Consider the following 14,731-nt stretch of genomic DNA (forward strand, 5'->3'; position numbering starts at 1 on the left):
TAATATTAATGGTTCGGGAGTAAGTCGGTACTGCTTTTGATGCAAAAAAAATCGTTGGACAGCGCTATTAAACAGTGAAGTACAAAAACGGTTGTAAAACTGTGCGTCCATATGGATATCCCACAAAACAGAATCCCTAAGGGAATGGAGCCTAAGGTTTCGAACCTACCTTTGTGCAAGTGTGCCAGCGCATAAAGCAATGTGTTAATGAGTATGGCAACAAATGTCCCCCAGGCTTCAATGCAAGAATGGAGTAAGATGCCCCGAAATAAAAATTCATACCCCAGTAAATAGGCTGCCCATGATAAGGAGTTGATGATGTATAGGCTTGTTTTCCAGTTCCCGACCCTGATTTCTGGATATTGCTCACGATGGCTTGTGTTTTTAGAAAGTTTGTAGTTGGTCAGAAGTATAACGGGCAATGCGATGAGGATGGTAAAAAGCAAATTAATAGTGTCAGGGGATTTAAATGTGAGTTGTATTAACCGTTCGTTGGTGGGCCATATTATCCCTAAAGGTATAACTCCCAATAATAACAAACCTCCCAGCCGCTGGGATACGATGCGTTGAACGGGGTTCTGAATTTTTCCCCTTGTTAGGTGCATGACTAGTAAGTAGGTGCAAAACAATAGGATGGATACGATGATGGTATATAATGCGGATAATTCTGCTGAGACATTCATGATAGAAGTGTTGGGTTCAAATTGAATAGGAAGTTTTAAACTTATTGATCGCCTCGTGTAGCTTATTAAAAAATCTATTTCTTTCCTTTTCGCCAACCTGACTGATTAAATTGGATTTGGACATGATGGCCTGATGGAGTTCTGTTATCTCATCGCAAAAGATTTTATTTGTAGAAGCCAACAAACCAAGCACATTGTATGTTAAAAATGCTATTTTCCGATCCTTTTCTTTAATGACGATTGAATTGTCGTTTAATACAATTTCATTTTCATAAAGTTTGTAGGACCCTTCAATGCCTTTGGGTGGGTGGCCGGATAAAAAACGCATACCATATTCCGCTTCTTTTTGATTGTGGTTGAGCCACTGTTCTATTTTTTCGAGAAGTAGTTTTAAGTCTTCCGGCGAGCTGAAGTAACCCGAAACCCAATAATGCTCAACTTGCCTGATTAGTATTTTAAAGGTGTCTTCGTTCCATATTTCGGTGGTCGGTATTTTTAGCGAAATGGCGGCTATTTTTTTGCATTTGTCAACGATTTCCGGATTGAGATTATGTATGTCAAATTTCTTTTCTTCAAGGTCGCTCGCTTTGAATAAGGTTTTTTCCCAGAAGAAGAATTTAAACGCCGCGATTTCGGGAAATTGAAAATAATTAAATATTGGAGGATCTTTGGCTGCATACACTAACTCTTGTAGGTTTGAGTTATTATAATGATTTAGGTTCGACAGTATCATGTCCAGCCATGTGCTCCCGCAAAATTTCCCCGGCTCAACATGGTAGCATTTAAACGTAACATAGTCTTTGTCGATTTGACATAACGCATCCAGGGAAATGTCGAATTGTTTGCTAAGGATAATAGCTTCTTCTAAGCTTATTTGTTTTTCCCCCCTAAGTCTTCTGTAGGAACTGTCGTAACTAATCTGGAGAGCTTCAGATATTTCATGGACGAGAGATAGGTTAGGTTCTAGCTTATCTTTAATTTTTTCAAAAAAATCGTCCTGTATATGCTTGAAAACTCCCATTCTATAAAGTTACGTCAATTCAATTCCATAATCAACGTTTTTTTTGATCGTAAAACAAGCATACTACAATAGGAAGTAAACCCGCGCGCGGAAAATATCAAATGAGTTTTATAGAGAAACGGGTTGGGTCGATTACACAAACCAAACACAATGATTGAAAAAGTGAAGGAAACGGTGTTGAGCGATCACTTGTTTATTGTCCATCCTGTGAGAATACAGTCATGACCATATTCTGAAATTCGAACTCCCCAAAAAGTTTTTTTTGATGTTTTTATGGTTGGTAGTATGACTTATAAGTCTGTTTTTTCTGTCTGTAAATACAGAAATGTAATGTTTTGGGCTGTGTAAAATTCTGTAACGATCACATTTATAGGGCTATTGTATTTTGGGAATTATTTTTGATATAAAAAGAGAAACGAAATTTTAAATCAAATGGCATCAATAACATTCTACGAAAAAACAGGTTGTATCAACAATACCAAACAAAAGGAAATTCTGGAATTGGCCGGACATGCGGTTAACCCCGTTCATATAGTTCATCATGATTGGACTAAATTAGAGTTGCTAAGTTTTTTTGACGGTTTACCTGTTAAAGACTGGTTTAATAAAAATGCGCCATCGGTTCAAACAGGTGAGGTTAAACCGGAGATGTATAATGCAGAAGAGGCCATTGAGCTGATGTTGCACGATCATTTATTAATTCGTCGACCCTTGTTAGTGATAGATGAGGATAAAATTGTTGGTTTTGATAAAGCTTACCTGGAGGAAAGGATTGGGTTAAACCCTGCATCAAATCCCAAGATGCTCACTTTGCTCAACGAAAACTTAAATGACTGCCCGCAAAAAGCAACAAATACACAGTGCGAATAAACAAAAAACTCCCGACTTTCAAATGAAAATCGGGAGTTCAATCTCTTACAATAAAAGAACCTTAAAGCTTTATCAATTTTACTCTTCCAACCTGACCGCTTTTTAGTTTGCACTCGATACCTTTCAGGTGAAATGAAACTTCGTCAACAACATCCTGAACTACGCCATGCGTTAAATGCCCCGAACGTTCGTCTTGTTTTTGCAAAATTGCAACTTTTGTTCCCTTTTTAATGTGTTTTCTTTCTCTTCCGTCCATTACTTATCACTTATATAATACATCGTTCCGTGTTAAAATATTAGATGATCAAGATAGGGTTTTGATGTGGCTGAAAATAATACTCAAATTTCGTCAGTAATCTTTTGGTTAACCTCTTTTTTTACGAAAATGGGCTACAAATATATTGTAATAGCGGATAAAATACAAAAATAATTTTGATTTAATACTTATTTAACAAATGTGTTAAAACTTCCAAACGTATTTTATGGATGGTTGCATGTTGCTTTGCCAGAGGGTATTGAAAAATATTAAATTAAAATATGGATATAGATTTAACTAAATTCCATAATTTGTATAAGAGGAACTGTGCAATAGTTAGTCACTTGTGCAAATGAATATATTGTTAGAGCTGGGTTTGTTGCTTACCATAGGAAGATATTTAAGATTATAGAACGATATACGGAAGATCTGGTGTTCCTGTTCTTTTTTCTGCTCAGCGGACTGCATTTGAATGTATCTACAATACCACAGGCCCTTCCGTTCATTATATTGTTTGTGTTATTCAGGATTGCAGGTAAATACCTGGGCGCTTATTGGGGGGCAAAAATAGCAAAGGCTGATAGCTCGATTGTAAAACATATGGACGGAGGTTTAATTCCTCAGGCCGGTATAGTCATTGGTTTGGTGCTCAATGTTTATAAGATGGAGGCTTTTGGGGATATAGCCGAACTGCTGTTGGGTATAGTTATGGGGACAACGATAATTAATGAACTACTGGGTCCTGTTATGACCAAATATTCGTTGAGAAAAGCCGGGGAGATTAAAAAGAAAAGCGAATGATTCTTAAGGTCTTAAAAATCACTCGCTTGAGTTTTGTTCTGAGAGGTTCCTGGCGGATTCGAACCGCCGTACCTGGTTTTGCAGACCAGTGCCTAAGCCACTCGGCCAAGGAACCTTTCTGTTTCGGGATGCAAAATAAGCAAATAATTCTCTCACTCGCAAAAAAAAATAGGCATTAAATGTGATTTTTTAATCGTGAGAGATGTAAGCCTTGCCCGATTAGTAAATTTATTTATCAATTACGGGTCATGGGTTGTTTTGCACAAAGCAAAATCCCGATCCCTACCGTTTTATTACGACGGGAAGTCATTCGCCATTTGTAAGATGGATATTGACCAATAACTGCTGACTAATTTACCGTTTCATCGTCACGCTTACGGCCTTCATTTGTCCACCCATAGGGGGATTCATTTTTGATACCTTAACTTTTACCCAATCCACGTAGTTAAATTTCTGGTGGATGGCATGCAGAATTCGTTCCGTCAAATGTTCAACTAGGTGAGCGTTCTGTTGAATCTCCTGCCGGGTAAGTTCATAAACGCTTACATAATTTAAGGCATCATTAATATTGTCTGATTGGCTGGGTTTTTCCACATCCACCTGAATGGCAATGCTGACCATAAATCTATTTCCCACCACTTGCTCCTCTTTAAAGCAACCATGGTAGGCATAAAACTCCATTTCTTCCAGCTCAATAATTCCTTTTTGCATATTTGTATAATTAATTGCGTAAATTTAAGGTTTAGACAAAAGAAATAAGACAAAAGGAAAAAGTTTTTGTTTAAATGTTCAGATTAGAACTGAAAAAGTGGTTCGGTTAACACAAAACCTTTATTTTTGTGGGTTTCAAATCGAAATGTACGTAGAGGTATTATCTCCCGAATCAAGTTCGGAAAGTAGGTGTCTCTTATGTACGATCTAATTGTTTAGAAAGCACCTATGAACAAAAACAATAAAGAAAATACTGCAGAGGAAGTAAAATCAAATTTTATCCATCTGGAGATTGACAGAGATTTAGCCGAAAATAAAAACGGGGGAGCTGTCTTAACACGTTTCCCTCCGGAACCAAACGGTTACTTACATATTGGTCATGCCAAATCCATCTGTTTAAATTTTAGCCTGGCCCAAAAGTATGGTGGCGGTTGTAACCTGCGTTTCGATGATACCAATCCTGTGAAGGAAGATGTGGAGTATGTCGACAGTATTCAGGAAGATGTTAAGTGGTTGGGTTTTGATTGGGAAGGTGATGTGAAATATGCCTCCGATTATTTTGGGCAATTATACGAATGGGCCGTCAAGCTCATTAAAAATGGCAAGGCATATGTCGATGATCAAAGTGCCGAGGAGATTGCTAAGCAAAAAGGGACGCCAACCGAGTCGGGAACAGAAAGTCCATTTAGAAACCGCTCGGCAGAAGAAAACCTGGATCTGTTCGAGAGAATGAAGAAGGGCGAATTTGCAGCGGGCGAAAAAGTACTGCGGGCAAAAATCGATATGGCTTCGCCCAATATGCATATGCGCGACCCCTTGATGTATCGTATTATTCACCAATCGCATCACCGTACAGGCGACAAATGGTGTATTTACCCCATGTACGACTTTGCGCATGGGCAGGAAGATTTTATTGAAGGGGTTACGCACTCCATCTGTACGCTGGAATTTGAAGTACACCGTCCGTTATATGATTGGTTCTTAGATCAGATAATGGCTGTGGATACTAAAGTGCAAAAGAACGTTCGTCCGCGACAGATTGAATTTGCACGTTTGAACCTGAATTATACCGTAATGAGCAAGCGAAAATTATTAGAGCTAGTGCAAAAAGGTATCGTTTCGGGATGGGACGATCCGCGCATGCCCACCGTTTCGGCATTGCGCAGGAGAGGATATACGCCGGAGTCTATCCGTGCCTTTGCAGATAGGGTGGGAGTGGCCAGGCGAGATGGTGTGATCGATGTGGCATTGCTTGAGAGTTGTGTCCGTGATGATTTGAACAAACGTGTGGCTCGCGTAAACGCTGTTGTGGATCCCATTAAATTAATCATCACCAATTATCCCGAAGAACAACAGGAGATGGTTGAGGTCATCAATAACCCTGAGGATGAGGCAATGGGTAGCCGTCAAATGCCATTTGCCCGGGAGGTATATATCGAACGAAATGACTTTATGGAAGAACCTCCTAAGAAATTTTTCCGATTGGGGCCCGGACGCGAGGTCCGTCTGAAAGGAGCTTATGCGGTAACTTGTACGGATTATAAAAAGAATGAGGCCGGGGAAATTGAGGAGATATACTGTACGTACGATCCGGAAACCAAAAGTGGTGCCACAACGGTAACGCGTAAAATAAAGGGAATACTGCATTGGGTAGAAGCCAATAATGCACTGGACGCAGAGGTAAGAATGTACGATAGATTGTACAATCACGAAGCACCGGCGGCTCAAAAGGATAAAGATCATCTTGATTATATCAACCCTGAATCGCTAAAAGTGGTTGTTGCTAAGGTGGAACCATCGCTAAAAGATGCGAAGGCATTGGATAAGTTCCAATTTCAGCGTGTAGGTTATTTCTGTGTTGATAAAGATACAACCGACAACAAACTAATCTTTAACCGCACTGTTGCCTTGAAAGATAGCTGGACAAAGAAAAAGTAATTAATAGATTGCAAAAAAAATGATCGAAGGGTGCTTTTAATAGTGCCCTTTGTCATATATATTTTCTCTTAGCAGAGAACAGATTCGGAATTTAGTTGTTTTAATTTGTATCTTAACCTGCATAATTCATATATTTCCCAAAATATAAATTAACCCGAATTAGAGAAACCCAATTGGGGGTTGTCAAAATGGGATGTGCCTCCTAGCTGCTGCTGAAAGCAGTGTTTATTGGTTAATAATTGGGGTTAAAGTACAGGGCATTGATTCACTTATCTAAATTGTAAAAGTCTATAATAGAAAAACACCATGGATAGTCAAATTGTAAAATCATACCAGGAGGAGATTGAACTAAAATACCAATTGTACAACAGTCTGTTTTTATCGTTGCAGCTCGAAGCGGTAGAAAAGGCAGGTAACCTGATTCCTTTGTTATACGAGGCTTGTAACACCGGCCTGGAAAACGGTAAGGATCCGATTACCATTCTTCAAAAGTTTTTTAAGAACCATAAATCGGAACTCTCGCCCGAAGATCAGAACGATTTTCTGTTTAAAGTGATTCAGTATATCGAACGTCAGATAGTGCTGATCGACGCCTTGGAAGATGCTGCCTATAATAAAATACACCGTGTAAAAGGAGAGAACTCGTATGCTTCGATGAGCGACAGGGTGCAAAAGGCCAACCTAAAAGATAAAATGGCCGAAGCGGTAAAAGAGTTTGGCGTGCGCGTAGTACTCACAGCTCACCCAACCCAGTTTTATCCCGGGCCTGTATTGGCGATAATTACCGATTTAATGATGGCCATCAAAAACGGGGAGGTAGCCCGGGTTAGAGACCTGCTGCAGCAATTAGGCAAGACCCCGTTCTTCCAAAAAATTAAGCCTACACCATTAGATGAGGCCAACCGCCTTACTTTTTATTTGCGCGACACTTTTTATCCCGCTATCGGTCAACTGCTGGATAAGACTGCAGAGGATTACAAAGATGCCTTGGAGCAAAACAACCAGTTTATCTCACTGGGCTTTTGGCCCGGGGGCGACCGCGATGGAAACCCATTTGTAACGGTAGATACAACCAAAGAGGTGGCGGCCCGGCTTCGGAATACAGTAACCAATTGTTACTATAGAGACGTTAGAGTGTTAAAGCGCAGAATAACCTTTGCAGGTGTTCATGATAAGGTGGTGGAGTTGGAGGCATTGCTGAAAGCTGAGCTTGGAAATGCTTCGGGAAAATCAAATGTTGATTTAAAAGAGTTTTTAGCACGCATCGACGATATAGAGACTTTGATTATTGATGAGCACCAGGGCTTGTTTGTTGAGAAATTGCAGTCGTTGAAACGTAAGGTTCAGCTATTCGGATTCTACCTGGCATCAATCGATATCCGTCAGGATAGCAGGGTGATTGCAAAGGCATTAAAGGAAGTAATAAAGGCGTATCCCGAAATTCTTCCGGCGAATATTTTTGACATGGAAGAGAAGGAGCAGATGCAGTTGTTGATGAATGCCAGAGGCGCAGCCGATGCGAATATTTTTGAAGATGATGTTGTGAAGGATACCGTCGCTTCCTTTGGGGTTATCAAAGATATTCAGCGAATGAATGGGGAGCGGGGTGCACACCGTTACATTATCAGCAATTGCCGTGGCCCCATTGATGTGGCCAGGGTGTTGGCCATGTTTAGGATTTGTGGTTGGGGATATGATGAGCTTACGGTGGATATAGTGCCGTTGTTTGAAACCATCGACGACCTTAAATTGGCAGGTGAGGCCATGCGAACATTATATTCGAACCCGACTTACCGGAAACATCTTAAAAACAGGGCAGACCGACAAACCGTGATGCTTGGTTTTTCGGATGGAACCAAGGACGGTGGTTACTTAATGGCCAACTGGGCTATTTTTTCGGCGAAGGAAAACATCACGCTCAAATCGCGCGAGAGCGATGTGGAAGTGGTATTCTTTGATGGCCGGGGAGGACCACCGGCACGAGGGGGTGGAAACGCACACCGTTTTTATGCTGCCATGGGTAAAAATATCGATAGCCGTCAGATTCAGATGACTGTGCAAGGACAAACCATTAGTTCGCACTATGGTATAGAAGAAGCTGCTGTTCATAATATGGGATACCTGTTGTCGGCAGGCCTGTCCAATAAGTTGTTTAGCAAGCCACAAAACCAATTGCAGGAAACGCAACACGATTTTATTGAAGAAATGGCGGAAAGCAGTTATCAAAAGTACTTGTCGTTAAAAGAGCATCCTTTGTTTGTTCCTTATTTGGAAGAAATCAGTACTTTAAAATATTATGGCAAAGCCAATATTGGAAGTCGACCGAGCAAGCGAGGAGGCGGGGATAAAATCAATTTCGAAGATTTACGAGCCATTCCTTTTGTAGGTGCCTGGAGCCAGCTAAAACAAAACGTTCCCGGATTTTATGGTTTAGGCACTGCCTTAAAGGAACAAGAAGAAAAAGGAAACCTGCAGGCCTGTATAGATTTATATAATGATTCTATCTTTTTTAAGACTTTGCTGTCCAATAGTATGCAGAGTATGAGCAAAACCAACTTTGAACTGACCCGTTATCTCGAAAAGAATGAGCGTTTTGGCGAGTTCTGGAAGATGTTGTATAAAGAGTATGAGCTGACTAAGGAAATGTTGTTGAAAGTTTCCGGTTTACCTGAGCTTCTTACCGATAATCCACGAAGCAAAATGAGCATTAGGCTAAGGGAGCGAGTTGTGTTGCCCTTGTTGTTGATTCAGCAATATGCCTTGATGAAAATTCAGGATGCCAAGGCGGGAAACGGAAACGTTCCGGTTGAGGTATATGAAAAAATGGTCATCCGTGCCATGTTCGGTAATATCAATGCCAGCAGGAATTCAGCGTAACAGTTAACAGTCGGCAGTCCGTGGTCTCCAGCCAAGAAAATAGGCCGATGGCCGGAGACTGCTGACTGAAACCATTGTACTGAAGCCTGAAAACTGAATCACTGTCCCAGTTCATCATACTTTAAAAAATCCTTTACTTCCAGAAAAGCTTTTTCCATTCTGAGCATTTTGTCTATCATAAAACTAAAGATGGCAGGCCATTGCTCCTGCGCCAGGTAATCCCCATCCATTTCTTTGTAAACCCGGCATACCTCTTCTCCATATTCTTTTTCGTAGGCAAAATCCCAAATAAGTTCTTCGCCGAATTCATTTTCGAAAATTTTTTTTGTGGCCTCCAGTTTTTCGTACAAAGCCAACCTTCTGGTTTCGTACTTTACATTTATTTCCAAGGCAACAGCAATCTTCTTTCTGCCCACATCAAACCTGAGGTCTACACCTTTAATGTTGGTTCGGTCGCCAATCCATGTTTTCACTTTCCCTCGTTGGCCCGGAATTTTTCTGGTGCGGTTTCCAAGTTTGCGCCAAAACGCTAATTTAAGCTCTTTCTCTTCCTCTTTTGAATACATTCTGATAAGATTTAAAATCTTAAATTCTCAAACATTAAAAATTTGCTTTATGTAATGTTTGAGGTTTAAGTATATGCTGATCGGTATTAACCCTTATTTTTATTCTTGCCCGAAGCGTATAATAGATACATTAGTGTCAGACTTCCCAGCCCAATTAAACTTCCTCCAAATATCTCCGCATTTTTATACGAGCCATGAATCATTCCAAATCCAAGTACGATAAATAGCGCAGCTGTAATGCCAAATGTTTTTTTCATGATTTGTGTATAAATAAAAAGCCCGCAAGATTTTCTTACAGGCTTCAAAATTATATTTTTTGTCGAGCTTTTAAAAATAGTACCTAAAACCTAGCACCAAACGTGTGTTGCCATAATCTTTTGTGTTGATAGGCTTTGATTTTTCATTGTATCCGCTGCCGTAAGATGCTACTGTACGGTTGATTTCCAGTCCTAGTTTTAACGGACCGGAAGTAAAGGTAATTCTTGGGGAAATAATGTAAAGTTTTTCAATATTGCCACCCAATGTGTAAATTGATTCGTCAATTTCATATCCGGGAGTTGAGGGATCAGTGTCAGCCTTGTAGATTACGGATTCGCCTTCCGTTCCATGGTTGTTGGAAATTGCCGCGAATACCCCGAACTGAACATTCTTGCCGTTGGTATGGATGTCGGTCCAAATGGAGGATGTCCTGATAGCCTCATATTCCGCATTAACCGGATTCCCATTCCTGGTTTTTCGTGCCAGTCCACCTATCATAACCATGTTGGTCATGTTACCACCATACACCCCCTCTGCCTTAAAAGTTACCGCGGAAGTGGTGTATCTTAATGAGAGGTTACCATGCATGGAGGTGAGTTTGTTCTTGGTAACTACCATATTGTCATTTAATGGGGTTGGCTGAACCTGTTTGATGCCTAATGTAGCCCCTATCCAGAAATCCTTTGTGGAACCGTATTTTAATTGAGCAGTAAGTTCCGGAAAGTCCGACATTTCAACTTGTTCTATGATACCTTTGTTGATAAAATCACCTTGGGATAGGGCAAATAACGCAATCGAAAAATTATCTGCGGGTTTAACTGTATATCGCAACTGAGGAGCACGGCTTAACGGGTGAAAAGGAACGCCTACCACAAAGTTTACTGTAGCCGGGAAGTTTTCCGGAATGAACATAGGATGCCAGGTTTGTCCGGCCAACAGAGATGATTTTCCCCAATCTAAATTGAAAAATGCTTGTCTAAGGCGTACTGCGAAATCCCTGTTATTACCAGAGGTTCCTGCAAAGTCGGCTTCGATTTTTGCGGAGGTTGCAGCGCCAAAAGCATCCGGGCCTTTTATGGCAAAGCCAATACGGGTAATACTTGCGGTAAAATCGAATTTCGACCGGTTGTTAATATCATTACCATTGTCGTCCATTTCGGGGCCCAAAGGGTAAATCAAACCCGACCCTCGCACGTTTAGGCTGGCACGCGAGTCAACAAAGGCGTCAAAGCCAATAAAGCCATATGTTTTTACGGTGATTTTTTTTTCGGTTTCCTGGGCGTTGGTCAATAATGAACCAAAGGCCAAAAGGCTTAAAATTAATTTCTTCATCGTGATTATAGGATTTCTGTTTTTGCTGTGTTTTTGTTGCTAAAAAACAATATTTAATTATATATGTTGTATACGCAAGTAATTCCACTGGGTTATGTAGTTGTGTAACCGCATTAACCCAATATGAAAAAGATTTGTGATTGCAGTGGTGGATAAAATTCGTTTTGCTTTTTTATTCGGGCGCAAATATAAATGATAGTTTCGAAAACATAGTAAATAATTATTACATTCACATAATTTAATATTTAAATATAATTGGGAAAGCCAAGTTGTATTGGTTTTTGTGTAACGAACATATTATGAAGAAGATAGTTGCGTTTTTGTCCGCGCCGTATTTAATGGGTACCTTGTTTTTAGTATTGGCAGCCTCCATGGGGGTAGCTACATTTGTTGAAAATGACTTTGGAACCAATGCCGCTAAAGCCCTGTATTATGATGCCTGGTGGTTTGAAGGGATATTTGTATTGTTGGGTATTAATATGTTGCTAAATCTGGCCAAGCCATTTTTATGGACAAAGGGGAAGCTGCCGATTCTCTTATTTCATATGTCGTTTCTGATAATCGTTATTGGGGCCGCACTCACTCGGTATATCGGTTATGAAGGGATGATGCATATTCGAGAAGGACAGGCTACCAACCAATTTCGATCGTCGAAAAACTATATTTCAGGAACGGTAGAAAAGGGAGGAAATGAAGTCAGCTTTGAACAGGCTGTGTTGATGTCGGAAAAAAGTGAAGATTATTTTAAGGAAACGGTGAGTATAGACGGGAGTCGAGTAAAGCTACAAAGTGTTTCGTTCATAAAAAACACGAATCTGGTTCCTGTAGAGGATCCCAATGGCAGACCCATGCTGTCTATGGTGGTTTCGGCGGGGGGGGGAAGAAATAACCTAACCCTATTTAAAGGCGAACATATACAAGTGGGGCAGTATTCCATAGGTTTTGATACCGAAGTGGAGTGTGATTTTAATATCTACCCAAGCGATGATCAGTTGTATTTTACGGCCAAACATAATGTGTTTATCACCAATATGGGGACTCAAGAGAAAACAGAAGTGGATTTGTCGGAGCCGAAACCGTTTTATTCCAATGTGTTATATGGAACGGGGAGTTTTTTTATGGTTCAGACCAACTACATGGACAGTGCAGTGTTGAACGCCGTACCTGCCAAAGAAGGAGAGCAAGGCAGTGGTTTGGAAGCTGTAGTCGTACGCGTCGATGCGGACGGATGGCAAAAGGAGGTGACCTTGCAAGGACGTGGCGATTTAGTGGGGGAAGATAAAACGGTTGAAATAGGGGATGTTACAATAACTCTCAGGTACGGATCGAAGATATTAACCGCGCCATTTAAAATAAAGCTAAACGATTTTCAATTGGAAAGATATCCGGGATCGGAAAGTCCTTCTTCGTTTGCAAGTGAGGTAACGTTGGAAGACCAAAGGAATGGAGTGGTGAAAGATTTCCGGATCTTCATGAACAACATTCTAAATTATAAGGGATATCGTTTTTATCAGTCATCTTACGATACCGATGAGTTAGGTACGGTGCTGTCGGTAAATAATGATTTGTGGGGGACGCTGATCACCTATTTGGGGTATTTTCTGATGACCCTTTCTATGATCTTATCCCTGATAACTTCAAAAAGCAGATTCCGTCAATTGGGCAGGCAGATTGCTGAGATAGGAAAGCAGAAAAAGGCCTTGTCATTTGCTTTAGTTGTTGGACTTTCGACCGGGATGCAAGCGCAGGATATTGATGCATATATTAATGTTACGCAACAGCAGGCGGAGCAATTTGGGAAACTCTGGGTGCAGGATAATGGTGGACGCATTAAGCCAATGAACTCTATGAATGGCGAAGTATTAAGAAAACTGGTAAAGCATAACAGTTTTAAAGGGTATTCTGCCGATAGAGTGGTGTTGAGTATTTTAAGCAATACCGAAGCATGGAAAAATGTTCCTCTCATTACCGTAAAAAAGCAACCCATGAAAGGGATTGTGGGCAATACAGGAAAGAAAGCTTCTTTTTCCGATTTTTTCGGGGCGACGGGAAATTATAAATTGCATAATCAGGTAGAAGAAGCCTACCGGACAAAGCCGGCCTATCGCACTAAATTCCAAAACGAAGTAATTAAGGTGGATGAACAAGTAAATGTTTTCTACCTGGTGCAATCGGGGCAATTGTTAAAGATGTTTCCCATACCGGGAGATGTAAATGCCACGTGGTTAAGGCCGGGGGAAAATGTGTCTTCCTTAAACGAAGGCGATAGTCTATTCGTTAAGAATGTGTTTTCGGTATATCTGCAAGCGTTAAAAGAAGGGAATTACGAGCAAGCCGGTACATATCTGGATGCTGTTTCTAAGTTTCAGGCTAAGTTCGGTAACGAAATATTACCTTCCGATGGAGTTCGTAAATTAGAGATTATGTATAACAACACAAATATATTTTTATTGATGGCTCCCGTTTTGTTTGTGTTGGGTTTTTTACTGCTTATCTTTCAGTTTGTCTATTTGTTTTTACCCAAAAAATCACCCAAATATGTGAATCGCGGAGGTGTGGCTTTGTTGGGTTTGTTTTTCGTGGTTTATACGGCAGGGATGGCTTTGCGTTGGTATATTTCAGGCCATGCCCCCTGGAGTAACGGTTACGAATCTATGTTGTTTATTGGTTGGTCTATCCACTTGGCCGGACTTGTTTTTAGCAAAAAGTCGCCTATAGCCCTTTCCGTGGCCGGGGTATTTGCCGGAATTGTATTGATGGTGGCTCACTTGAGCTGGATGAATCCTGAAATTACCAATTTGGTGCCCGTGCTTAAATCGTATTGGTTAACCATTCATGTTGCAGTTATCGTGGCCAGTTATGGCTTTTTGGGTTTAAGTGCATTGATGGGCTTTTTTAATTTAATATTGATTGGACTTAAAAAGGATTCCAACGAAAAGAAATTAGACCTCTCTATTGTTGAGTTAAGCAGTATAATGGAAATGTCGCTAACTATTGGCTTGTACATGATAACCATTGGAGCCTTCTTAGGTGGCGTATGGGCGAATGAGTCTTGGGGTAGATATTGGGGGTGGGACCCCAAAGAAACATGGTCGCTGGTTACGGTTATGATTTACGCTTTTATTTTACATATGCGTTTTATTCCAGGGTTAAAAAGTGTGGTGGCCTTTAATGTAGTGTCTGTTATTGGGTTCTTTTCTGTAATAATGACTTATTTAGGTGTTAATTACTATCTGGCAGGAATGCATTCCTATGCTAAAGGAGACCCGGTTCCGGTGCCTGATTTTGTGTATTATACCGTTGTGACTGTGTTTGTTGTGGCTGTGTATGCCGTCTATAATTCCAATAGGTTGAAAAAGTTTAATACATAATTTCCAATTTTGGTAATGGTGTGTTTATGATATGTTGATAATATTAA

12 protein-coding genes and 1 tRNA gene are annotated in these 14,731 nt (G+C 40.5%); 5 read left to right on the forward strand and 8 right to left on the reverse strand.

Features of this window, described 5'->3' with window-relative positions; all coding sequences use genetic code 11:
- Window positions 1-5: 5 nt before the first annotated feature.
- Window positions 6-683 carry a CPBP family intramembrane glutamic endopeptidase gene (locus ACT29I_RS17120; protein ID WP_444793997.1) on the reverse strand — a complete coding sequence of 226 codons (678 nt, stop codon included), beginning with the start codon at window positions 681-683 and terminating at the stop codon, window positions 6-8.
- A 16-nt stretch (window positions 684-699) separates the two neighbouring features.
- A complete protein-coding gene (locus tag ACT29I_RS17125) occupies window positions 700-1,704 on the reverse strand; it encodes a hypothetical protein (protein WP_444793998.1) in 1,005 nt (334 codons plus the stop codon).
- Window positions 1,705-2,136: 432 nt separating this feature from the next.
- Here ACT29I_RS17125 and ACT29I_RS17130 point away from each other — a divergent pair, with 432 nt between their 5' ends.
- Window positions 2,137-2,574: an ArsC/Spx/MgsR family protein gene (locus tag ACT29I_RS17130; RefSeq protein ID WP_430934063.1), complete on the forward strand. Its 438-nt coding sequence runs from the start codon at window positions 2,137-2,139 to the stop codon at window positions 2,572-2,574.
- Window positions 2,575-2,635: 61 nt separating this feature from the next.
- Here the strand turns inward: ACT29I_RS17130 and ACT29I_RS17135 are convergent, their stop codons facing one another.
- Window positions 2,636-2,830, reverse strand: coding sequence for a YwbE family protein (locus ACT29I_RS17135; protein WP_430934062.1), 195 nt, complete (start codon window positions 2,828-2,830; stop codon window positions 2,636-2,638).
- Between the two features lie 516 nt (window positions 2,831-3,346).
- Here ACT29I_RS17135 and ACT29I_RS17140 point away from each other — a divergent pair.
- Window positions 3,347-3,631: a hypothetical protein gene (locus ACT29I_RS17140; protein ID WP_444793999.1), complete on the forward strand. Its 285-nt coding sequence runs from the start codon at window positions 3,347-3,349 to the stop codon at window positions 3,629-3,631.
- A gap of 43 nt (window positions 3,632-3,674) precedes the next feature.
- On the opposite strand, the gene ACT29I_RS17145 is transcribed toward ACT29I_RS17140, so the two are convergent.
- Window positions 3,675-3,746 (reverse strand) — tRNA-Cys (locus ACT29I_RS17145).
- Window positions 3,747-3,985: 239 nt separating this feature from the next.
- The gene (folB, locus tag ACT29I_RS17150; protein ID WP_430934059.1) at window positions 3,986-4,342 is read right to left on the reverse strand and encodes a dihydroneopterin aldolase; all 357 of its coding nucleotides are present in this window, start codon (window positions 4,340-4,342) and stop codon (window positions 3,986-3,988) included.
- Window positions 4,343-4,570: 228 nt separating this feature from the next.
- Here folB and ACT29I_RS17155 point away from each other — a divergent pair, with 228 nt between their 5' ends.
- On the forward strand, window positions 4,571-6,280 hold the full coding sequence (locus tag ACT29I_RS17155; RefSeq protein WP_444794000.1) for a glutamine--tRNA ligase/YqeY domain fusion protein: 1,710 nt from the start codon (window positions 4,571-4,573) through the stop codon (window positions 6,278-6,280).
- 306 nt (window positions 6,281-6,586) lie between these two features.
- Window positions 6,587-9,157, forward strand: coding sequence for a phosphoenolpyruvate carboxylase (locus ACT29I_RS17160; protein ID WP_444794001.1), 2,571 nt, complete (start codon window positions 6,587-6,589; stop codon window positions 9,155-9,157).
- Between the two features lie 98 nt (window positions 9,158-9,255).
- Here the strand turns inward: ACT29I_RS17160 and ACT29I_RS17165 are convergent, their stop codons facing one another.
- From ACT29I_RS17165 to ACT29I_RS17175, 3 genes are all read right to left on the reverse strand, one after another.
- A complete protein-coding gene (locus ACT29I_RS17165) occupies window positions 9,256-9,723 on the reverse strand; it encodes a DUF4268 domain-containing protein (RefSeq protein WP_444794002.1) in 468 nt (155 codons plus the stop codon).
- A gap of 86 nt (window positions 9,724-9,809) precedes the next feature.
- Window positions 9,810-9,980 carry a hypothetical protein gene (locus ACT29I_RS17170; protein ID WP_430934055.1) on the reverse strand — a complete coding sequence of 57 codons (171 nt, stop codon included), beginning with the start codon at window positions 9,978-9,980 and terminating at the stop codon, window positions 9,810-9,812.
- Between the two features lie 70 nt (window positions 9,981-10,050).
- Window positions 10,051-11,313 carry a DcaP family trimeric outer membrane transporter gene (locus ACT29I_RS17175; protein WP_444794003.1) on the reverse strand — a complete coding sequence of 421 codons (1,263 nt, stop codon included), beginning with the start codon at window positions 11,311-11,313 and terminating at the stop codon, window positions 10,051-10,053.
- A gap of 299 nt (window positions 11,314-11,612) precedes the next feature.
- Here ACT29I_RS17175 and ccsA point away from each other — a divergent pair, with 299 nt between their 5' ends.
- Entirely contained in the window at window positions 11,613-14,684 is a 3,072-nt protein-coding gene (gene ccsA, locus ACT29I_RS17180) for a cytochrome c biogenesis protein CcsA (RefSeq protein ID WP_444794004.1), read from the forward strand.
- Window positions 14,685-14,731 lie beyond the last annotated feature (47 nt).

This window comes from Saccharicrinis sp. GN24d3, assembly GCF_052400645.1.
In the GTDB taxonomy this organism is placed as follows: domain Bacteria; phylum Bacteroidota; class Bacteroidia; order Bacteroidales; family Marinilabiliaceae; genus Saccharicrinis.

Excerpts from the sequence above, each read along its gene's own strand:
- ACT29I_RS17120 (WP_444793997.1), bottom strand. The coding sequence starts at position 683 with ATGAATGTCTCAGCAGAATTATCCGCATTATATACCATCATCGTATCC.
- ACT29I_RS17125 (WP_444793998.1), bottom strand. The coding sequence starts at position 1,704 with ATGGGAGTTTTCAAGCATATACAGGACGATTTTTTTGAAAAAATTAAA.
- ACT29I_RS17130 (WP_430934063.1), top strand. The coding sequence starts at position 2,137 with ATGGCATCAATAACATTCTACGAAAAAACAGGTTGTATCAACAATACC.
- ACT29I_RS17135 (WP_430934062.1), bottom strand. The coding sequence starts at position 2,830 with ATGGACGGAAGAGAAAGAAAACACATTAAAAAGGGAACAAAAGTTGCA.
- folB (WP_430934059.1), bottom strand. The coding sequence starts at position 4,342 with ATGCAAAAAGGAATTATTGAGCTGGAAGAAATGGAGTTTTATGCCTAC.
- ACT29I_RS17155 (WP_444794000.1), top strand. The coding sequence starts at position 4,571 with ATGAACAAAAACAATAAAGAAAATACTGCAGAGGAAGTAAAATCAAAT.
- ACT29I_RS17160 (WP_444794001.1), top strand. The coding sequence starts at position 6,587 with ATGGATAGTCAAATTGTAAAATCATACCAGGAGGAGATTGAACTAAAA.
- ACT29I_RS17165 (WP_444794002.1), bottom strand. The coding sequence starts at position 9,723 with ATGTATTCAAAAGAGGAAGAGAAAGAGCTTAAATTAGCGTTTTGGCGC.
- ACT29I_RS17170 (WP_430934055.1), bottom strand. The coding sequence starts at position 9,980 with ATGAAAAAAACATTTGGCATTACAGCTGCGCTATTTATCGTACTTGGA.
- ACT29I_RS17175 (WP_444794003.1), bottom strand. The coding sequence starts at position 11,313 with ATGAAGAAATTAATTTTAAGCCTTTTGGCCTTTGGTTCATTATTGACC.
- ccsA (WP_444794004.1), top strand. The coding sequence starts at position 11,613 with ATGAAGAAGATAGTTGCGTTTTTGTCCGCGCCGTATTTAATGGGTACC.